This is a genomic window from uncultured Stenotrophomonas sp., from assembly GCF_963519925.1.
In the GTDB taxonomy this organism is placed as follows: Bacteria; Pseudomonadota; Gammaproteobacteria; order Xanthomonadales; family Xanthomonadaceae; genus Stenotrophomonas; species Stenotrophomonas maltophilia_AE.
Map to the genome: position 1 here is coordinate 17,172 of NZ_CAUQPH010000015.1, position 16,863 is coordinate 34,034.

Below are 16,863 nucleotides of genomic sequence, written 5' to 3' on the forward strand. Positions count from 1 at the left end.
TCGGTATCGGAAGTGTTGTATTCCGGTGCCAACCCCGTGAAGCCGGGCTGGTAGGCCACGAACCGGGTACTCTGGTCGATTCCACGCGCAGCGCAGGCCCCCCATGGACTACCAGCTTGTCATCAAATTCTGGCGGAAGTCGCTCGACGACGAGGCCTTCCTGCCGACGCTGGAGGCCGAGCTCGCCGCGGCGCTGGGCACCGCTGCCCGGCTGGACGGCTATGACGTCAGTGCCAAGGAGATCAACCTGTTCATGGACACCGCCGACCCGCGCCCCACGTTCCGCAAGGCCAAGGACGTGCTGGAACGGCTGGGCGTGCTGCACAGCGTATCGGCCGCCTATCGGCTGGTCGGCGGGGCGCAGTTCACCTCGCTATGGCCGACGCGGATGGCGCGCAAGTTCACGTTGCCCTGAACCGGCGCGCGCCTTCTACGCAGCGGTCAATCCCAGGATGCAGGCCAGCAGCGCATCGGTCTGCTGCGGCGCGCGCTGCGCCTCGGGGTCGGTGAGCATCTGCAGCCAGAAGCCATCCGCGGCAAGTCGGGCGGCCCGAAGCCTGGGGTCGTCGCGTTCTGAAGGTACCTGCTGCAGCCGCTGCGCGAGCCAGGTGCGCCAGAGATGAGCGAATGCCGGCTCGACAAGGGCGGTCAGCGAGAACTTCGCCCATTGGCGCTCGTCTGCTTTCATCGAGTTGAAGGTAGCGGTGACATAGGCGCGCGTGAACCGTCCAGCTTCGACATCGTCGCGGGCGACGCAGGCGTCCAGATCGCGGTCGAAATGCAGCAGGCATTCCGCGTAGGCCGCTTCCAGCAGCGCCTGTCGGGTGGGGAAGTGATGGAACAGTGCGCCCTTGCTTACCCCGGCGCGTGCCGCCACGCCCAGCACGGTCACGCCGGCCAGGCCACCGGCGATCGCTTCCTGGACCACCGCGTCCAGCAAGGCGGCGCGCACCACGGCCGGCTGCCGGCGTCGCTTGAGGTCGGCGTTCAATGCGCGGCCGCCTTGGAGAACGCGTTGATCATGACCACGCCGCCGACGATCATCGCCACGCCCGTGACCGCCTGCCAGTCCAGGGACTGCTTGAATACCGTAACGCTGATGATGAGTGTCAGCACGATGCCCAAGCCGCCCCAGATCGCGTAGGCAATGCCCAGCGGCAGTGTTTTCAGCGCGTGGCTGAGCAGATAGAACGAGAGTCCGTACAGCAGCGCCATGCTGACGGTGGGGGCGAGCCGGGTGAACTGCTCGGTCTTCTGCAGCAGCATCGTGGCGGTTACTTCGGAGACGATGGCACCGGCAAGGAACAGATAGGCAGTCAACAATGGGGACATGGATCAAGCTCGCGTTAGATACCGACCGGACGGTATGTTACAGGCCTCCGCGGTGAACAGGCGCTGAAATTTATCATTGCGGCATGCCGTAACGACAGCACACCGAGCGCAATTGTAATGTTATGAAATAACGTTACACTCAGTCCCGTCGGTTCCGGCTTACGGGGGAGGGCACGTGCAGCGCCCGCCGACAGCACGCTGCACGCTCTGCCAAGTGACCGCACCATGATCAAACCGACCCTTATGACGGCCCGGGCCCTGCCGCGTGCCTGTCGTTTCCACTCGCTGCCCGCCCGCACCCTGCTCGCCAGTGCGCTGCTGGTCGCGACCCACGCCTCGGCTGCGGAACGCAGTCCTCCGTCGACGGCGCAGACCGTCGCCGAGCTCGACACCATCCGGGTCCAGGCGCAACGACTCGGGACCACGGAAGGCACCGGGTCGTACACCTCGCCGGTCGTGACCTGGGGCGGCAAGGCCCCGGTAAGGCTGCTGGAGGTTCCGAGCTCGGTCAGCGTGATCACCCGCCAGCGCATCGAGGATCAGAACCTGGTGACTGTCGAAAGCGCGCTGAAGGAAGTAACCGGCGTCACGGTTTCGCCGTGGGACGGGGCAACCAGCCAGATCCGTTCGCGCGGTTACACCCTGGAGTCTTCCTACGATGGCATTCCCGCCTATGGGGCGCTGTCGGCTTTCCAGCAGTTCGACCTGGCCATCTATGACCGCGTCGAAGTACTGCGTGGACCCGGTGGCATCTTCCAGGGCTCGAGCCAACCTGGCGGCGTCGCCAACTTCGTCCGCAAACGCGGCAGGGACGTGTTCGGGGGCGCGGTGGCGCTGTCGGCAGGGTCATGGTCGAACCACCGCGCGGAGCTCGATATGGGCGGCCCGCTCAATGCCGCCGCCACGCTGCGAAGCCGCGTAGTGGCCACCGCGCAGGACCGTGAATTCTTCTATGACGTGGCGGATTCCAGCCACCGTCTGGTACACGGCGTGCTGGACTGGGATGTGGCGCCGTCGACGACCCTTTCGCTGTCCGCCACGCGGCAGTCGGACGACGTCATGCCTTACCCGGGCCAGCCTGCGTATACGGACCAGCGCTTCCTCGACGCACCGCGATCCCTGTATCCGTATCCGGACTGGGTGATCCAGCGTTGGGACAAGGAAGCAGTGACGCTGGATCTGGAGCATGCCCTGGACAACGGCTGGCTCGTGAAGGCGAGGGCCAGCCGTCAGCGGCTGGACTGGTACTACAAAGACAGTTATCCCACCGGTGGCGTGAACCGGGCGACCGGGACGGTGGCCAGCTACGCGCGTCGCCGCAGCGACAGCGACGAGATCCGCGAAGGCGTCGATGTGTTTGCCGCGGGCGCGTTCGCGCTATGGGGGCGGCAGCATCACGCCACCATCGGTGCCAACATCGAGGAATACGAGAGCCTCACCCGCTTCGGCCAAGGTCCCGTCGTCCCGGGCGTGCCGGTCATGGAACCTGGCGTCGTGCCGGATGTGCCCATCGCCTACGCCTCGGGCTACCACGCAGTGACCCGACAGAGCGGCCTGTACGGTCAGCTGCGGCTGGCCCTGACCGACCGCCTGACCGGTGTCGCCGGCGGTCGCTGGAGCCGGTTCGACGTGCAGTCCCGCACCGTATCGCCGCAGCCGCTCAGCGCGTGGAAGGACGGTGCCCAGGCGAACGGGGAGTTCACCCCCTATGCCGGCATGGTGGTCCACATCACCGACGCGATGACCGCGTATGCCAGTTACGCCGATACCTTCATTCCGCAGACGCAGCGCATGGTGTCGGGTGAGACCATCGACCCACGCGTGGGCAGGCAGCTGGAAGTCGGTGCAAAGGCCAGCCTGCGCGGCGGGGCACTCAACCTCGCAGCGTCGGCGTTCCGCACGCGCGACGTCAATCGTTCCTACCCCGACCTGGACAACCCGGGATTCTTCCTGCAGGCCGGCGAAGTGGAGGTCAAAGGCTGGGAGCTGGAGGCAACTGGCAGTCCGCTGCCCAACCTCGACCTGACCGCCGGATACACCCGGCTGCTGACCCGCTATGTCAGCCACCAGACGCTGCCGACCGGGTCGCCGTTCACCCTGTTCGAGCCCGATCACACCGTGAAGCTGTTCGCCACCTACCGGCTGGAAAGCGGCGTGTTGCGCGGGTTCTCCCTCGGTGGTGGGTTGCATGTTTCCAGCGGACTGCTTGGCACGGGCGTGGCCGGCATCCGCGAGCAGGCCGGCTACGCCGTGGCCAGCGCACATCTTGGCTACCGCTTTACAGAGGGGCTGCGGATGAGCGTGGCGGTCAACAACCTGTTCGATCGCCACTACTACGAGCGCGTCGGCGGCCTCAACAGTTACAACACGCCGGGCGAACCGCGCAATGTGATGCTCACCGTTCGTTCGCAGTTCTGACCCTGCCCGATCCGGTGCCATGAAACTTTCCGCCAAGGATGCATGGCACCTGGTCCGGCCGTACTGGGTATCTGAAGACCGGTGGCGCGCCTTCGGCCTGCTTGCGACCATCATCGTGCTGGACGTTTTCCTCACCTACGTCGGCGTGCGCCAGACCCATTGGCAGAAGCATTTCTTCGATGCGCTGGTGGAGCGGGACCTCGCCGCATTCTGGCGACAGATGTGGGAACTGGGCTTGATCATCACCGGTATCGTGGTGGCCGGCACGGCGAGGGTGTGGTTCGAGCAGGCGCTCGCCATGCGCTGGCGCACCTGGCTGACCGGACGCCATCTCGACCGATGGCTGCGCGACGGTGCCTATTGGCGCGTTGCCGAGTCCGGCACGGTGGACAACCCCGACCAGCGGATTGCAGACGACCTGCGCTTGATGGCGACCGATACGCTCCGGCTGTCGGTCGGCGCGTTGAACTACCTGGTCGATTTCTTCACCTTCGCCACCATGCTTTGGGGGCTTTCCGGTGCGGTTTCCTTTGTGTTCGGCGGGGCAACGCGGGAGGTGCCGGGGTACATGCTGTGGGCGGCGGTCGCGTATGCGCTGGCAGGCTCGTTGCTGATCGAATGGATAGGGCGGGGATTGGTCGCGGTCGACTACCAGCAGCAACGGCGCGAAGCCGATTTCCGCTTCCTGCTGGTGCGCCTGCGAGAAAACGCCGCGGGGATAGCGCTGTGGCGCGGGGAAACGGCCGAGCGGGTCGGTCTGGCCGGTGCGTTCGACGCGATTCGTGACAACTGGCGCGAGGTCATGCATTACACCAAGCGGATCACGGCAATGAATGCACTGTATGTCCAGGGTTCGATGCTGTTGCCGTTCCTGTTTACCGGTCCGCGTTACTTCTCCGGCGCCATCACCGTAGGCACCGTGATGCAGCTCAACAGCCTGTTCAACAGGGTGCGTGGAGCGCTGTCGTGGTTCGTTTACCGCTACAAGGATCTCGCCCTGCTGCGCTCGGTGTTCCATCGCCTGCACGAGTTTGACGCAGCACTGCAGCGCCCCGCTGGGAATGGCATCCGCTTCAATCGGCAGGGCAGTGACCTTGTGCTCAGTGGGGTGCGTATCGCACGTCCGGATGGCCGCGCGCTCGGCGGGATTGACCATCTGCGGCTCGAGCCGGGGGAGCGCCTGTTGATCCAGGGCGCATCGGGTACGGGCAAATCGCTGCTGCTGACCGCCCTGGCCGGACTGTGGCCCGTGGCCGAAGGCGGGGTGACGGTGCCCGCGGGGAGGGTGCTGTTCGTCCCGCAGCGCAACTACCTTCCCCAGGGTTCCCTGCGTGCCTGCGTGGCGTATCCCTCTCCGACCCATGAACTGGACGAGGCCGCGCTTCGTGCCGCGCTTATCGATGTTGGCCTGCACCGGCTGGTAACGGAACTGGACGTGGAGCAGGACTGGATGCGACGGCTGTCTCCCGGGGAGCAACAGCGGCTGGCATTCGCGCGTGTGCTGTTACAGCATCCGGCCGTCGTGTTCCTGGACGAGTCCACGTCGGCGCTGGATGCCGATGCGGAGGCACTGGTTTACGCATTGGTGATGCAACGCCTTCCGCAATGCATCGTCGTCAGCGTGGGCCACCGGGAGAGCCTGGCTCAATGGCATGGGCGCAGCTTGCGCTGGGGGGACGCTGGAGGTTGATGTCGGCCCCGGACCCAATGCCGTAGGTGTACCCTTGGTGTGCGGGTCTCGGCCTATCAGGATGAAAACATGTCAAAAGGATTGATCTGGCTTTGTTTTGTTGCGGGTGGTCTGGTAGTCGCTGATCCAGCAGCCGCCAAGGTGGTTCGCTGCGATGTCTGTACGGCCGACGTCGATTTCAGACGGGAAGCAGAACTCGCCGGCGCAGGTACACACCTGGTCTACAACCTCCACGACAACGTTCTTCAGCAGTGGTACGTGCCTGTCGTTTCCGGCGTGGAGCCACCGCTCATCGTCGTGCCCGTTGCCCAGCTGGGACTGAACCCCAGCGTTGTCGACAAGACGGCATACGACTTCGTTCTCGACTACAACATGCGGGCGATGGTGGAATCAGCTGCGGGTTCCACGAACGTGATTTCGTCTGCCACGGGCACCGATGTCGTGTCGGAGATGGCAGACCCAACGTCAGTCGGCACGGGTCATCTTGGGCTCCAGGAGCAGGCGCGTCCGCCGTTCAAGGTCGTGTTCAAGGACGGATCAAGCGTGGTCATCCGTGTCGATAGGGATCATGCCAATGGCCGGTATGAGAGTGGCAGCGCCCGTACGGCGGCCGGTCAACTGATACCCGCTGACGTTCAACAGGCCGTGGGCGTGTGGACGGACTACGGTGGCGACGACCTGGATCGCATGGCTGCTCAGCTGCGTCGACTGGGAAAGGCCGTGAAGATGGCGGCTTCAGCGCACGGGGTCATCCGCATGATCAGCTGCACGTCGGATGGCTGTATTGCCAGCGACCGCAAATAAAAAGGCCGGGAGCCTTGTGTTGCAAGGTGGTCCCGGCCTTTCATGGTCCTTGCGGACCGTCTTATGGTGGAGGTGGGCTCTACTGGATGCCCCGAGACGACCCTTATGCAGCAAGGGGTAGCGGCGGGGACGCGCCCACGGTACCCCCAGCGATACCCCCGTTCCTGGCCTGCTGGTCACTGGCATCGACCTGCAACTGAATCCATTCCTCCACCTCCGATTCCAGCCATCGAACTGAGGCCCCGAGCGGGATCTGTCTCGGGAAGGTTCCGGCCGAAATGCGCGAATACAAGGCCGACTTCGGCAGGCCGGTCCGGTCTAGGACCTGCTTCAGGCGCAGGAGCCGGCGGGGTGCCGGGGTGATTCGGTGGTGCTGGTCATAGGATCTCCTTCGCCGCTTCACGCTGCTGATTGGGGTTCTGTTTTCGGGTGCGCGGGTAGCTGCCCCGGGCGGCTGCCATGACCTTCAACGCTTCATCCATGTCGCCGGCGGCGAGGTGATGGAGGGCTAGGCCCCGGGCCTGCCATAGCCGGACGGTGGCAGGCACTGCCTTGACCAGCTCTACGCCGGCCATGCTGGCCAGGTAGTGGGCGTACGCTCCACGGTGTCGGCGAAGCTGAGCTGCAGATGGTCAGCCGTGGGCTGCCCCCATGGCACAATGCCGCCGCACCCATATGGAGATGGTCAGATGATCGCGGCCGAAGTCATGATTCCTTGCGCGTCCCCGGTAGCCAGCTGCCGGCTCGACTGGGCGGCCATCGCTGCAATCGGCGGGTGGGTCGCTGCGATAGTGACGTTCTTGGCTGTGATTCTCCCGATGAAGAGGCGTAAGTCGGAGGACCGCGCGGTCGCCAAGGCGGCGATGGTGGATTTCGCCGAGGTTCTGATTGCCCTTCGTGACAGTATGGGAATTGCCGGTTTCTTGGTGAATTCTGTGAAGCCAGGCGGGGACGCCAGCAAGAAAAACTCGCTTGTGCGCGGATTGTCCAGGCAGGTGTCGGTACCCACCCTTGCGGCTACGCCTGAAATGCTCCCCCTTGTTCAGGCACTGAATCGCCTCAGACGCGCCGTAATTCGGTGGAATGAAACTGTTGCAACGTTCGACGTCAGCTACGATCCCGAACTCGGTGGCGCATTTGAGGACCACCTGATAGACGGGCTGAAGAGGGATCACGATAGGTTGATGGATGAGATTCGAGCTGTTGCAAGAATGATCAGACCCATGGTGAAGGGCTTCGAGCAGGACCTCGATTTGATCATCACGTCTGGCAATGGATTTCTCCCTATACCCCGCCCGCCTGACGAGCTGTAGGTGATTATTCACGGGCCACCTCCTGCGGCAGCAGCTTCTGCTGCTGGGCATACTCGATCACCGTCTGGCCGCTGGGCAGAAGGATGTGGGAAAGGAACGCTGCCTCGAAGGTCAGCATGCCGATCTCGATCGCGGTGACTTGGCCCTTCACCCAGTCACGCAGGATCGAGTAGACGGCCACGCCGCCAATTTTCAGTGCTTTGGCCTCATGGTCGGCGCGGGTAGCGCGGACGCGCGGGCCGTAGGGATGCTCCCGCAGCCAGGCGGCGGCGTAGCCACGTGCGCTGGCCTTGAGCTGGACCTGCCGGCCGCGGCGCTCGAACTGGATGAACAGCTCGCCGGTCTCGTAGTCCTCGCCCGTGGCGAAGCGCTGGCAGCCGAACGACCGCAGCATCTTCTGGATGTCGTTGATCGCGTTGTTGCCGCTGGTGGAGTTCTCGTAGGGCAGGCTCACGAGTGTTGCTCCGGATGTGCGCGGCGGTGGCCGTTGATCAGGTCCTGCACCTGAGCCTGCAGCCCGGCGGCCAGGTCGCGGAAGTTCAGGTACCACGGTGGTGGCCATGACGTGCAGCTGGTTGCGGATGTCCAGCAGGTCCACCACGGGGAATGGGGCTTGGCCGGCGCGGATGGCTTCCACCACCGCGACCTGCAGCTGCGCGCGACGCTGGGCGTCGTCGTCTTCGGTGAAGCGACGGGCTACGTCGAGGGCGATTTGTTCGATGTCAGACATTGCTACGCTCCGTGGCAGAATCCCAGTTCAGGGGAATGGGGAAACCAGGATGGCGATTCCAACAGGGGTGGTTGAGTGCGCGTTGAAGTCGGGAGTCGATAGCCCTAACTGGGATGCAATCAGTGCAGTCGGAACCGTCGCGGCCGTGATCGCGGCACTTTGGATCGCTGGCGCTGAAGGTCGGCGCGCAAGGCGGGATGGACGGGCAAGGGCGATTTGGGTCAAAGAGGAGTTCAGAAAGCCTATCGGCCAGTGGCTCACCAATGCCAAAGGCGCGCTCGGCCTTATCACTCTTAGCCAGGACCAAAATCTCTGGCGACTGCTTACCAAGCCGGGTGACCGTTGCTATCCATTTCGGATTCCATCTCAGGTATCTGATCTGCGGGGCTATCTTCAGGACTTGGGTGATGCCGGTCAGTTCGTGGCGACTGCGGTTGGTCTGGCGCGACGCCTCGAAAGCTGCGACATGGTGGCGGTCTTGAACAATCAGTACCGGGACCTGAATGAAGCGCTCGACATCCGAACAGAGTTCGAGCATGACCTCAAGCAGCTCATCAAGGCGTTGGAACTGGCGCAGAGACACCTGAAGATTGACGACTATGAAGGTCCTGAGAGACGGCATCCTCGCAGGCGGGTGAGAGAGGTCATTTAGCGTACGCAAGAGCGGCCGTTTCCAAACGGATTCGCACGCTTTGTCCATATCTGAGTAGCCGGTTCGCGGGATGGCAGGTTGGTTACCCGGGTCAGTTGATCGCATCACGCTGCCTCCTGCATCAGCGACTCGACCAGAGCTTTCGCGGTGCGGTTGGGGGCCGCGTTGCCGATCTGCTTCGTGATCTCGGTGGCGGTACCGGCGAAGTCGTAGATCTCTCCCTCGTCGTCGAAGGAGGTGGCGCGGGCCAGCTCGCGCCAGTGCAGCATCCGGTAGTTGATGTCGATCTCGATCTGGTCGGCCAGTTCCGCCCCTGGCTGCACCAGCTGCACGTGCCCGCTGGCGGTGCTGGTAGGCATCGGATCGTCGATGCAGTGCGTGCGCAGGGTCTGACCCGGGGACTCGCCGAAGTTCGGCACCAGGAACGGCTCGGCGAGAGCCAGCGTCTCGCTGCAGGCGACCGTCGGCATTGGCTCGCTGGCGGGGCGCATGTCGGAGGTGCGGCCGGTACCGACGTTCCCGCGCATGACGATGGGCTCGGCGAGCGCGACCTCATTGGACCCGGTCAGCGCCGGCATCGGCGTCCTGGTCCAGCACACGGCTGGCCGGGTCGCGCCCGTCGCTGTCGCCGCGCCCGGCGCGCATCAGCACCGGTTCGGCCATGCCAAAGCGGGCCATGGTGGTGACCGACGGTATTGGCTCCGACACGGATGCGGCGGTGAGGCCCGAGCCGCCGCCGTAGTAGGGGGCCACCAGACGCACAGCCATGGCCTGATCGCCGCCACGCGCGGTGGTGACGGTCCGGATCGGGTCGGCCACCGAGCGCGGCACGCCGGCGCTGCTGCTGTTCGACGTCGGGACGATGATCGGCTCGACGAGCTGCGGCCGCGCATTGCCGGGGCGCTAGCTACCGGCACCGCCGGTTGTGATCGTGGGCAAGGGCTGCTCGAGGTCGCGCGCTGCGCCGCCGCTGCCCGTGGTCAGCACCAGTCCCACATGGCCGCCGCCGGCGGTCAGGGCGGGCAGGAGAACGTCCACCGACTTTGCAGTCGCCTGCAGGTGCTGCTCGCTGGTGCCGCGCAGGTGGACCAGCATCGGGTCTACTTCGATCAGTCCCTGGGCCACAGCCTCCGGGCGGTCGAACACCAAGCGCGGCGTGGTGCCTTCCAGCAGCGCCTGCACAGCATCGACGTAGGGCTGCGGCCAGCGGTACTTCTGCGCACCGGCGAGGATGCGCCGCAGTGTGTTCGGCTTCAGGGGCTTCTTCCGGCGGAAGATGCTGTTGCCGGTCATCGACCAGTCGATCACCTCGCGCGCGCCGCGCCAACGCTGCCGGCTGCCCAGCAGGTCGGTACCGCCGACGCGGTCATGGCTCGGTTCTGGCCAGCGCAGGCGCTTGCCGTCGCTGCGGCCGATCAGGAAGAAGCGGCGCCGGGTGGTCGGATCGCCGTAGTCGGCGCAGGTCAGCACCTTCCAGTCGACCTTGAACCCCACGGCCTCCAGCGCCGCTACCCAGGCGCGGAAGTACCTGCCCCGGCGGGGCTTGATCGGGCGGCCGGTGACCAGGCTGCACGGGCCCCAGTCCATGAACTCCGGCACGTTCTCCACGAGGATCCGGGTGACGCCCAGTTCGGTGCACCAGCGCACAACGTGCCAAGGGTCCATCCGCTGCTGGTCGTGCACCGGCCGGCCGCATCGGGCGCGGCTGTGGAAGACGCACGACGGCGCGGCAATCAGCAGGTCCAGCCGGTCCTCGGGCACCAGTGTTAGCGGCCGGGCGGATTCCAGGTCGGCGCAGTGGATGCGGTCGGCGTGGTCGACGTGGTTGCGGCGGTTCGTCTCAATGGCGACCGGCCAGTGGTTCACAGCGATCAGCCGCACCGGCCGGCCCAGCTCCCGCATGGCGCGCGCCGCGCCGTCGGATAGCCCGCCGGCACCGCAAAACAGATCTCCTACCAGCGCGGTCCGGGTGCGGGACTTCGCTGTGATGCGGATGTCTGGCGAGCGAGAGCCGTCAGCCATGGTGTTCTTCGTTGAGGGCTGCGCGGAGGCGTTGGACTTCGGCGCGCCAAACTTCGATGGTGTCTTAGGGGCTGCTGCGAAGCGTTTCGTGGTGCCCGTGGCTGGCTGCCGCTTCGATCAACTCGGCCAGCAGTCGCTCGCGCTCGGTGCTGGTGGTGGCGCCGTCGGCGCGCAGCTCGGCGACCTCCTCCTTCAGCTGCTCGTTCGGCTCGGCGGTCAGCACCAGCCAGTGGCGCAGCGCGGCCTTGGTCGGCTGCTTCATCCGACCCGGGGTGGGGCCGGTGGCCGGCGCCAGCACCAGTCCGCTCATCAGCGGGCATCCCGCCGGGCTTCCGCGCGGACCTCGCGCAGGTCTTCCAGCACCTTGCGGTCCTCTCCCTGGGCGGTGGCTGCGGCCAGAGCACGCTAGGGCGTACGCGCGGTCGTTGGGGTGGATACAGTTCATGGCAGAATCGGCTCCAACAGGGAGGGGTTATGGCAATCGAGTTCTGTCCGCTCGCGGACGATATTGGGAACCTGGCTGACTGGTCGGCTGTCGTTGTGGGCTCACTCGCGGCAATCGCTACTACCTTCGTGGCGGTGCTCGCCTACAAGACGTCCAGCCGCGCAACAGCTATCGCTGGCGAAGCAAAGACGATTGCTGAGCAGCAACGCGGCGATCTTTTGGCTCAGAAGGACGGAACTGCTCGAATTTTGGGAAGCCTGCTGCAGATGGAAGTCGGTCTGTTGCCAGCAAAGCTTGCGCAGTTGTTCAGCGACTACGACGGCGCGCTGGCCGTCTTTCTGTCCGAGACGCCCGGCAGTGGAGACACCCTTGAAACAGTCATCCGCGATCTCCATGGCGATTACCTGCCCGCCGCCGAAGGGGTCCTTGATCAGCTCCACACGCTGCCGGATCAGCTGGGAGCTCTTGTCGCAACCGTGATCGGGATGTCTCGAGATATTGCCGATACCGGAAAGCGGGTGAATGACCGTTTCAAACGTATTGGGGATTGGGACGGCGGCATCGTAACGGGATACCGAGGCGACAAAGAGGACCTCAGGAACCTTCGAGAGCAGCTCCGCTCCATGCTGGTGATATCGATCAAACTGGCAGAGGCTTTCAATCAATTCACCAAGACCGATAGCCTTTCCTATGAGAATGAGCGAGCTGTCGCTGGCCTGAGCTAGTAGAACCGTCACGCCGCCGCCTCCAGCGAAGCGAGGTCAAGGTCATCCACCCGGCCGCGCAGGCGGTGACATGCGGCGCGCAGTGCGAGCGCGACATCGCGGCGGTTGTCCTGCGGGTAGAAGTGCAGCCCTTCGAAGTGAACCGCGCCGCTCAGGTCGCGGAGGAACAGCCGGTAGGCAATCACGCCGGTGTCGCCCATCGGTACCGGCCCCAGGAGAAGCCGCCATTGCGCTTCGGCGCGCGGCGGGGCATAGACCGGGTCATGCCGCCTGCTCCTTCCCGGCCGAAGCGGGCAGTCGTCCCTCGATAACCTGGCGCCGGGTTTTCGCCTTCTTCAGCGGCGTGTCTCCCAGTACCTGGACCTTGCCGCCAGCCTTCCGGAACTTGGCAAGGTCGGCCTCCAGCTGCCGCTGATCCAATTCCTTCTGGCGGCGGCTGGGCGCATCGAACAGCGGCCGTGCGTGGATGTCAGTCACGCTGCGATCCTCAGCGGCGCGCGGCTCACCGGCCCGTGCCACAGGTTGAAGGTGTTGTTGATACGGACCTGCACCGGATCGATCCGTGTCGGGGCCAGCGGGTTGCGCAGGCGGTGCTCGTCGGTGGCGCAAGGGACGCAGATGGATTTCGGCCCGCGCTTGCCATCGCTGGCCATCTGGCACAGCGGCAGGCGGCGCTGTCATCCGGTGCAGGTCCGGTGCTCCATCAGGCAGCCCTCTGGCCCCATGCGTTGCCGGCTCGCAGCGCGGCAGCCGACAGGGCATTGCAGATTTCGACGCACTGCGTCTGGTCGCAGGGCCGACGCTTCAACCGTAGGCCGACATCTGGCATCGCGCCCACGAGCGCACGATGCTGCTTCTACCGCTCCACCCCGGGGAACACCCGCTGCCCAAGGGTTTGGACGCGGCAGTTACAGTGATACGCAACGTGCGAAGAAGCAGGACGCATGAACCGCACCGCCGTTTCCGTCGTTGCTGGGGTGCTCGCCTTCATTGCCTGGTCGGCTCTCATGGGCTTTGCAGGGTGGAGCTGGCTAGGCTACCGCGCCGAGTTGCCGGATGCCAACAGCTAGGTTGCCGTCGCAAAGGTCCAAGCCGCCCAAGCCCATGAGCTGCGGCAGGTTGACCGCCAGCAGATCGTGGCAGCACAGGGTGCCGGTGACACCGCCGACGCTAGAGAGGAACAGATCAATGCAGATTGCGAAAAGCGCCTGTCGGCTGCTGTTGCTGGCCGAGATTCTGACCTTGGCGGGCTGCGCCACCTCTGGGCACGCAGCGACTGGCCGACGGTGCCGCCTCTTCCGCAGAAGCTGCGGAACAAGACCGACTACGCCGGGCAAGTGCGGCAAGAGTTCTAGGAGCCGTCGAGCTCGCTCAGTCGAAGCGAGACGAAGCCGTAGACCGCTACCGGGTGGTATAGGAAGCGATCAATCATGGCTCGGCCAAGTAGGGACGCACCGCCCGCGCCTAATCTAGGCCAGCTAGGGATATTCCTACTTCCAGAGCAGCAGCCTTCGCTTACGCTGGGCTACCAATGCCCCGAGGTAGTCGGCCCACGCCGGCCTGAGCGAAATCATGAGAAAACTCTGCGTCGCGGTCTATGTGCTGCTGGGTGCCGTTATTGGGCTATGGCTCACCTTCGCATTCGGCGGCTACGTTATCTACATGTTGGTGGGCCACGGATTCTTCTGGTGGACCGGGGGCGCCTTGAGCCTTCTGCCAGCCTGCATCGCGGGATACTTGGCAAATCTCCTTTGGGGGCGCGCATCTCACCGGCAGCGGTCATGGATGTTGTGGCTCGGAGCAGTCGCCCTGGCCGCACTTGGGCTGGGTCTCCCCGCGTGGGTCTATGCCGTGGCCTGACTTGGATTAGGCATCGGGCCAGATACAGGAACCAAGAAGTGGAACAGCCGACCGACAACAAGAACGGTCGGCCCGATATCGACTGGGAGCGCATCGAGCCCAGCTATCGCGCTGGGCTCCTGTCAGTCCGCGAAATTGCCGCACAGCATGGCATCACCCATGGGGCGATCAACAAGCGCGCCAAGCGTGATGGGTGGACTCGAGACCCTCAGGCCAAGATCGAGGCCAAGGCCGATGCGCTGGTATCCAAGCAGCAGGTATCCAGAGAAGTATCCAACGAGGCCAAGGTATCCGAGCGGGTACTGGTGGAGGCCTCGGCCCAGGTCATTGCCGATATCCGGTTGAACCACCGCAAGGACATTGCCCGGGCCCGCGCCATGACGATGTCGCTGCTGGAAGAGCTAGAGTCGCAGATCGGGAACATCGACCTGGTGGAGCATAGACTAGGGAGCTGCTGATGGCTTGCCTGGAGCCGCACTCCAAGCAAGTGATTACGAAGCCGCCCGGCAAGGTTTCCAAGCCTTTACCCGCCTCAACTGAAATGGTGCTCTTGCAGCTTAGGCATTCTGCTTTAACCGATGATACGCAGAACTCGTTTTCGACGTCCTTTGCCGTCACTTCTGCGCACTCGATGTCGAAGAGACCGGTACTGGGCATAAGTATGGGTTGTGGCTACGAAGTGCGTGCATTTAAGCGAGTCATACGCTCACGCCCGGTCGAATCCATGTGACGGGAGTGTGCCCGACCCTTCCTACGAGCTGCCCTTAGCAGAGAAGAGTGCCCTACGAACACTCGTAGGTCTTCGCTTCGGCTTCACCGTGGGGAGCTTACGTTCGAGCCCAACAACAGGGGAGAAACCACCTACGGGTGGACTCCAGCTGGACGCGGCGCGGATCCGCAGGGCAGGGCGACACCGCACTCACCCGATCACCCTGCGGATCAGCGAGGCGGACGTTCCCTGACCACTGTCGCAGGATTTGAGAGCCGGACCCGTAGGATTCCGCGCCATGCTTCCGCCCGACTTCCGCTGGCATTCCGTTGGCGCCGCGCCCTGCGATCAGCCCAACTCGCTGCTGCGGGACAGTACCGAGGTCCTGCGCCTGCACCGGCGCGTGGACGATGGCACCTGGTGGGTGAGCTTGAACAACCAGCGCGACGACTGGAACCTCCGGAAGCACGGCGAGTGCAGCAGCTACGAGCAGGGGAAGCTCGGGGCGGAGCTCTGGGCCGAGCGCCATCAATTGCGGCTACGCGCGGAGGTGGACCGGCGCATGAAGCAGCTGCGTAACGGAAAGCCCTTCCTGATGCGGTGACCCGGCGGCAGTCAGCCGCCGTTGCCTACGTATCGCCCCATGCGACGTCCCGCATTCACGATGGGCGAATGACGAAAGCAAACATCGGCAAGGCGCGCTGGGCGCGCGCACGGGCAGCTTCGCTATGGCAGCAGGCCGACAGCTTGGACATGGCTCGCAGCGGCGACTGGAGGGCGAGGGCGCAGCGGAGCAGAGGCGCCGCACGCCTTCGGGCGGACGCCGCTCGTTTCGACAGGATGGCAAGTCGGTTGGAGGCGTCCTTGGAGGACCAATCCGCCTGAAGTGACCCCATGAGCTGCAGGACGAGCGGGCTAGCTGAGGAAATCACTGCACTCTTTCCGAATTACAGCAGCACACAGCTCTTGCATGTAATAGAAGTGCCCCAAATCCGCGGACGAAAGCCTCGTCTTCCCAGTATGGACGATCGTAGAACGGATTCCATATCCAGCTTTGAACGCGTCGCATATCTTTTGGCGGGACGAATCATTCTTTCCGAGCATGTATGCGCATCGGTTTGCCATCAAGGTGCCAAGGCCGGTTTCTCGGCTTTGCTCCCGATCTCCTAAAAGTATTTCGAATGCGGTCGCAATTTGCACAAAACGCACCTGAAGATTGGAGCCGGAATGGCTGTCAAAGAACCACCTCGCTGCGTTAAGGACTCGCTGATTAGCGTTTAACAAGGCGCGTGAGACACCTGCCGCCGCGGCGCAAAACTCATCCGGCTTGTTTGATCCCCGCCACAAACGCGGTACTCCAAGATCGTGCATCACCTTGGCGTGAGAAGGATCAAAGTCGAGCTGGGCAACCTGCGATACTGAATCATCTAGGTCTCGGAATATCTTCAGCTTGTAAACTGCAGGTGGTCGAATATTGCACCATGCATTTCCAAATTCCATCAGCTTTAAAGCGATAGCCAGCCCATAAAAGGAGAAGAGATAGTCGTTAGCGTCTTGTATGGTTTCCGACTCAAGATCCTTGGCGACGAACCCGTTTAGCAGAAGCTCGACGTAAATCGAGTCCGATGTCCAGCCCGCATGGTTATTCGTACCTGGCGCGGCGCTCAGTTGGGTAAAAGCTCCCACGCCAGGGAGATCCTCGTTAAGTTTGGCGCCGGATACTAGTCGTAACTTAGGCGTGAGGCTTAGCTCCCCACCGGCGCCCAAATTGGCAACAAGAAATTCCCCGGCCATTTCAGAGTAGAACTTATAGCTCCACGGCAGTGACTCAAGTCCGGCTATCAATCGTTCTGATAGCGACTTGCAACCATCTTCTCCCAGAAGAAGCCCGAGCGTAGTGGTTTTAACTTTCATGTCCCACTTGCCGGGAGGGTTGCGTGAAATCTCGCTTCTTACAAAGTCTGCTATATGGCGATCACCGGCGATCAAACGCAGCGCCTGCTCAGGCCTGCATCCAAGCGGAATTGCCTCATGGAGAGTCCAGCACTTGGCATTAAGTGACACAAAAGAGCCTGAAAAAACCTCGCAATCCCGTAGAGCCTCCAGGAGCGCCTGGCCCAACTTGTCGCGAGTTTTGTGAGGAAATGAGATGGACACTTTGCT

General features: G+C 63.7%; 23 protein-coding genes. 10 read left to right on the forward strand and 13 right to left on the reverse strand.

The features are described from left to right. The first annotated feature begins 103 nt into the window (after positions 1-103). Positions 104-415 carry a hypothetical protein gene (locus RWO33_RS04970; protein WP_145477923.1) on the forward strand — a complete coding sequence of 104 codons (312 nt, stop codon included), beginning with the start codon at positions 104-106 and terminating at the stop codon, positions 413-415. Between the two features lie 15 nt (positions 416-430). On the opposite strand, the gene RWO33_RS04975 is transcribed toward RWO33_RS04970, so the two are convergent. Both RWO33_RS04975 and RWO33_RS04980 read right to left on the reverse strand, forming a co-directional pair. Further along, a complete protein-coding gene (locus RWO33_RS04975) occupies positions 431-991 on the reverse strand; it encodes a TetR/AcrR family transcriptional regulator (RefSeq protein WP_314102697.1) in 561 nt (186 codons plus the stop codon). Beyond that, positions 988-1,332, reverse strand: coding sequence for a multidrug efflux SMR transporter (locus RWO33_RS04980; RefSeq protein WP_343229904.1), 345 nt, complete (start codon positions 1,330-1,332; stop codon positions 988-990). The genes RWO33_RS04975 and RWO33_RS04980 overlap by 4 nt, the downstream gene beginning before the upstream one ends. Positions 1,333-1,557: 225 nt before the next feature. Here RWO33_RS04980 and RWO33_RS04985 point away from each other — a divergent pair, with 225 nt between their 5' ends. From RWO33_RS04985 to RWO33_RS04995, 3 genes are all read left to right on the forward strand, one after another. Next, positions 1,558-3,750, forward strand: coding sequence for a TonB-dependent siderophore receptor (locus RWO33_RS04985; RefSeq protein WP_314102699.1), 2,193 nt, complete (start codon positions 1,558-1,560; stop codon positions 3,748-3,750). 19 nt (positions 3,751-3,769) lie between these two features. Beyond that, complete coding sequence (locus RWO33_RS04990) at positions 3,770-5,440, forward strand: ABC transporter ATP-binding protein/permease (protein WP_314102700.1); 1,671 nt, start codon at positions 3,770-3,772, stop codon at positions 5,438-5,440. A gap of 69 nt (positions 5,441-5,509) precedes the next feature. Further along, positions 5,510-6,244: a hypothetical protein gene (locus tag RWO33_RS04995; protein WP_314102701.1), complete on the forward strand. Its 735-nt coding sequence runs from the start codon at positions 5,510-5,512 to the stop codon at positions 6,242-6,244. Positions 6,245-6,347: 103 nt separating this feature from the next. On the opposite strand, the gene RWO33_RS05000 is transcribed toward RWO33_RS04995, so the two are convergent. Both RWO33_RS05000 and RWO33_RS05005 read right to left on the reverse strand, forming a co-directional pair. Then, positions 6,348-6,647 carry an AlpA family phage regulatory protein gene (locus tag RWO33_RS05000; RefSeq protein WP_314102703.1) on the reverse strand — a complete coding sequence of 100 codons (300 nt, stop codon included), beginning with the start codon at positions 6,645-6,647 and terminating at the stop codon, positions 6,348-6,350. Beyond that, entirely contained in the window at positions 6,622-6,819 is a 198-nt protein-coding gene (locus RWO33_RS05005; protein ID WP_314102704.1) for a hypothetical protein, read from the reverse strand. Before RWO33_RS05005 ends, RWO33_RS05000 begins: the two co-directional genes overlap by 26 nt. Positions 6,820-6,933: 114 nt before the next feature. On the opposite strand from RWO33_RS05005, the gene RWO33_RS05010 reads away from it, so the two are divergent. Beyond that, on the forward strand, positions 6,934-7,557 hold the full coding sequence (locus RWO33_RS05010) for a hypothetical protein (RefSeq protein WP_314102706.1): 624 nt from the start codon (positions 6,934-6,936) through the stop codon (positions 7,555-7,557). A gap of 4 nt (positions 7,558-7,561) precedes the next feature. On the opposite strand, the gene RWO33_RS05015 is transcribed toward RWO33_RS05010, so the two are convergent. Next, a complete protein-coding gene (locus RWO33_RS05015) occupies positions 7,562-8,287 on the reverse strand; it encodes a hypothetical protein (protein WP_314102708.1) in 726 nt (241 codons plus the stop codon). A 49-nt stretch (positions 8,288-8,336) separates the two neighbouring features. Here RWO33_RS05015 and RWO33_RS05020 point away from each other — a divergent pair, with 49 nt between their 5' ends. After that, a complete protein-coding gene (locus RWO33_RS05020; RefSeq protein ID WP_314102710.1) occupies positions 8,337-8,939 on the forward strand; it encodes a hypothetical protein in 603 nt (200 codons plus the stop codon). Between the two features lie 104 nt (positions 8,940-9,043). On the opposite strand, the gene RWO33_RS05025 is transcribed toward RWO33_RS05020, so the two are convergent. The 4 genes from RWO33_RS05025 to RWO33_RS05040 all read right to left on the reverse strand — a co-directional run bounded on the left by RWO33_RS05025 (position 9,044) and on the right by RWO33_RS05040 (position 11,271). Next, positions 9,044-9,517 (reverse strand): DNA cytosine methyltransferase, encoded by a 474-nt coding sequence (locus RWO33_RS05025; RefSeq protein WP_314102712.1) that lies wholly within the window; start codon positions 9,515-9,517, stop codon positions 9,044-9,046. Next, positions 9,492-9,707, reverse strand: a complete 216-nt coding sequence (locus RWO33_RS05030) for a hypothetical protein (RefSeq protein WP_314102715.1) — start codon at positions 9,705-9,707, stop codon at positions 9,492-9,494. The genes RWO33_RS05025 and RWO33_RS05030 overlap by 26 nt, the downstream gene beginning before the upstream one ends. Before the next feature lie 135 nt (positions 9,708-9,842). After that, entirely contained in the window at positions 9,843-10,961 is a 1,119-nt protein-coding gene (locus RWO33_RS05035; protein WP_314102718.1) for a DNA cytosine methyltransferase, read from the reverse strand. Between the two features lie 64 nt (positions 10,962-11,025). After that, on the reverse strand, positions 11,026-11,271 hold the full coding sequence (locus tag RWO33_RS05040) for a hypothetical protein (RefSeq protein WP_314102719.1): 246 nt from the start codon (positions 11,269-11,271) through the stop codon (positions 11,026-11,028). 164 nt (positions 11,272-11,435) lie between these two features. On the opposite strand from RWO33_RS05040, the gene RWO33_RS05045 reads away from it, so the two are divergent. Further along, entirely contained in the window at positions 11,436-12,131 is a 696-nt protein-coding gene (locus RWO33_RS05045) for a hypothetical protein (protein ID WP_314102723.1), read from the forward strand. Positions 12,132-12,139: 8 nt separating this feature from the next. Here RWO33_RS05045 and RWO33_RS05050 read toward each other — a convergent pair whose 3' ends face one another. The 3 genes from RWO33_RS05050 to RWO33_RS05060 form a co-directional block, all read right to left on the reverse strand. Next, positions 12,140-12,331, reverse strand: a complete 192-nt coding sequence (locus RWO33_RS05050) for a hypothetical protein (RefSeq protein WP_314102725.1) — start codon at positions 12,329-12,331, stop codon at positions 12,140-12,142. Positions 12,332-12,392: 61 nt separating this feature from the next. Beyond that, positions 12,393-12,608, reverse strand: a complete 216-nt coding sequence (locus RWO33_RS05055; protein ID WP_314102727.1) for a hypothetical protein — start codon at positions 12,606-12,608, stop codon at positions 12,393-12,395. Continuing rightward, a complete protein-coding gene (locus RWO33_RS05060) occupies positions 12,605-12,784 on the reverse strand; it encodes a hypothetical protein (RefSeq protein ID WP_314102728.1) in 180 nt (59 codons plus the stop codon). Before RWO33_RS05060 ends, RWO33_RS05055 begins: the two co-directional genes overlap by 4 nt. A 291-nt stretch (positions 12,785-13,075) precedes the next feature. On the opposite strand from RWO33_RS05060, the gene RWO33_RS05065 reads away from it, so the two are divergent. The 3 genes from RWO33_RS05065 (at position 13,076) to RWO33_RS05075 (ending at position 15,304) form a co-directional block, all read left to right on the forward strand. Continuing rightward, positions 13,076-13,201, forward strand: coding sequence for a hypothetical protein (locus RWO33_RS05065; RefSeq protein WP_314102729.1), 126 nt, complete (start codon positions 13,076-13,078; stop codon positions 13,199-13,201). 828 nt (positions 13,202-14,029) lie between these two features. Then, on the forward strand, positions 14,030-14,449 hold the full coding sequence (locus RWO33_RS05070; RefSeq protein WP_314102731.1) for a hypothetical protein: 420 nt from the start codon (positions 14,030-14,032) through the stop codon (positions 14,447-14,449). Positions 14,450-14,998: 549 nt separating this feature from the next. Beyond that, positions 14,999-15,304 carry a hypothetical protein gene (locus RWO33_RS05075; RefSeq protein WP_314102733.1) on the forward strand — a complete coding sequence of 102 codons (306 nt, stop codon included), beginning with the start codon at positions 14,999-15,001 and terminating at the stop codon, positions 15,302-15,304. 311 nt (positions 15,305-15,615) lie between these two features. Here RWO33_RS05075 and RWO33_RS05080 read toward each other — a convergent pair whose 3' ends face one another. Beyond that, a complete protein-coding gene (locus RWO33_RS05080; RefSeq protein WP_314102735.1) occupies positions 15,616-16,857 on the reverse strand; it encodes a HEPN domain-containing protein in 1,242 nt (413 codons plus the stop codon). Positions 16,858-16,863: the final 6 nt, after the last annotated feature.

Excerpts from the sequence above, each read along its gene's own strand:
- RWO33_RS05060 (WP_314102728.1), bottom strand. The coding sequence starts at position 12,784 with ATGGCCAGCGATGGCAAGCGCGGGCCGAAATCCATCTGCGTCCCTTGC.
- RWO33_RS04995 (WP_314102701.1), top strand. The coding sequence starts at position 5,510 with ATGTCAAAAGGATTGATCTGGCTTTGTTTTGTTGCGGGTGGTCTGGTA.
- RWO33_RS05045 (WP_314102723.1), top strand. The coding sequence starts at position 11,436 with ATGGCAATCGAGTTCTGTCCGCTCGCGGACGATATTGGGAACCTGGCT.
- RWO33_RS04980 (WP_343229904.1), bottom strand. The coding sequence starts at position 1,332 with ATGTCCCCATTGTTGACTGCCTATCTGTTCCTTGCCGGTGCCATCGTC.
- RWO33_RS05020 (WP_314102710.1), top strand. The coding sequence starts at position 8,337 with ATGGCGATTCCAACAGGGGTGGTTGAGTGCGCGTTGAAGTCGGGAGTC.
- RWO33_RS05075 (WP_314102733.1), top strand. The coding sequence starts at position 14,999 with ATGCTTCCGCCCGACTTCCGCTGGCATTCCGTTGGCGCCGCGCCCTGC.
- RWO33_RS05025 (WP_314102712.1), bottom strand. The coding sequence starts at position 9,517 with ATGCCGGCGCTGACCGGGTCCAATGAGGTCGCGCTCGCCGAGCCCATC.
- RWO33_RS05065 (WP_314102729.1), top strand. The coding sequence starts at position 13,076 with ATGAACCGCACCGCCGTTTCCGTCGTTGCTGGGGTGCTCGCCTTCATT.
- RWO33_RS05010 (WP_314102706.1), top strand. The coding sequence starts at position 6,934 with ATGATCGCGGCCGAAGTCATGATTCCTTGCGCGTCCCCGGTAGCCAGC.
- RWO33_RS04970 (WP_145477923.1), top strand. The coding sequence starts at position 104 with ATGGACTACCAGCTTGTCATCAAATTCTGGCGGAAGTCGCTCGACGAC.
- RWO33_RS04985 (WP_314102699.1), top strand. The coding sequence starts at position 1,558 with ATGATCAAACCGACCCTTATGACGGCCCGGGCCCTGCCGCGTGCCTGT.
- RWO33_RS05040 (WP_314102719.1), bottom strand. The coding sequence starts at position 11,271 with ATGAGCGGACTGGTGCTGGCGCCGGCCACCGGCCCCACCCCGGGTCGG.
- RWO33_RS05030 (WP_314102715.1), bottom strand. The coding sequence starts at position 9,707 with ATGGCTGTGCGTCTGGTGGCCCCCTACTACGGCGGCGGCTCGGGCCTC.
- RWO33_RS05050 (WP_314102725.1), bottom strand. The coding sequence starts at position 12,331 with ATGGGCGACACCGGCGTGATTGCCTACCGGCTGTTCCTCCGCGACCTG.
- RWO33_RS05035 (WP_314102718.1), bottom strand. The coding sequence starts at position 10,961 with ATGGCTGACGGCTCTCGCTCGCCAGACATCCGCATCACAGCGAAGTCC.
- RWO33_RS05005 (WP_314102704.1), bottom strand. The coding sequence starts at position 6,819 with ATGGCCGGCGTAGAGCTGGTCAAGGCAGTGCCTGCCACCGTCCGGCTA.
- RWO33_RS05015 (WP_314102708.1), bottom strand. The coding sequence starts at position 8,287 with ATGTCTGACATCGAACAAATCGCCCTCGACGTAGCCCGTCGCTTCACC.
- RWO33_RS04990 (WP_314102700.1), top strand. The coding sequence starts at position 3,770 with ATGAAACTTTCCGCCAAGGATGCATGGCACCTGGTCCGGCCGTACTGG.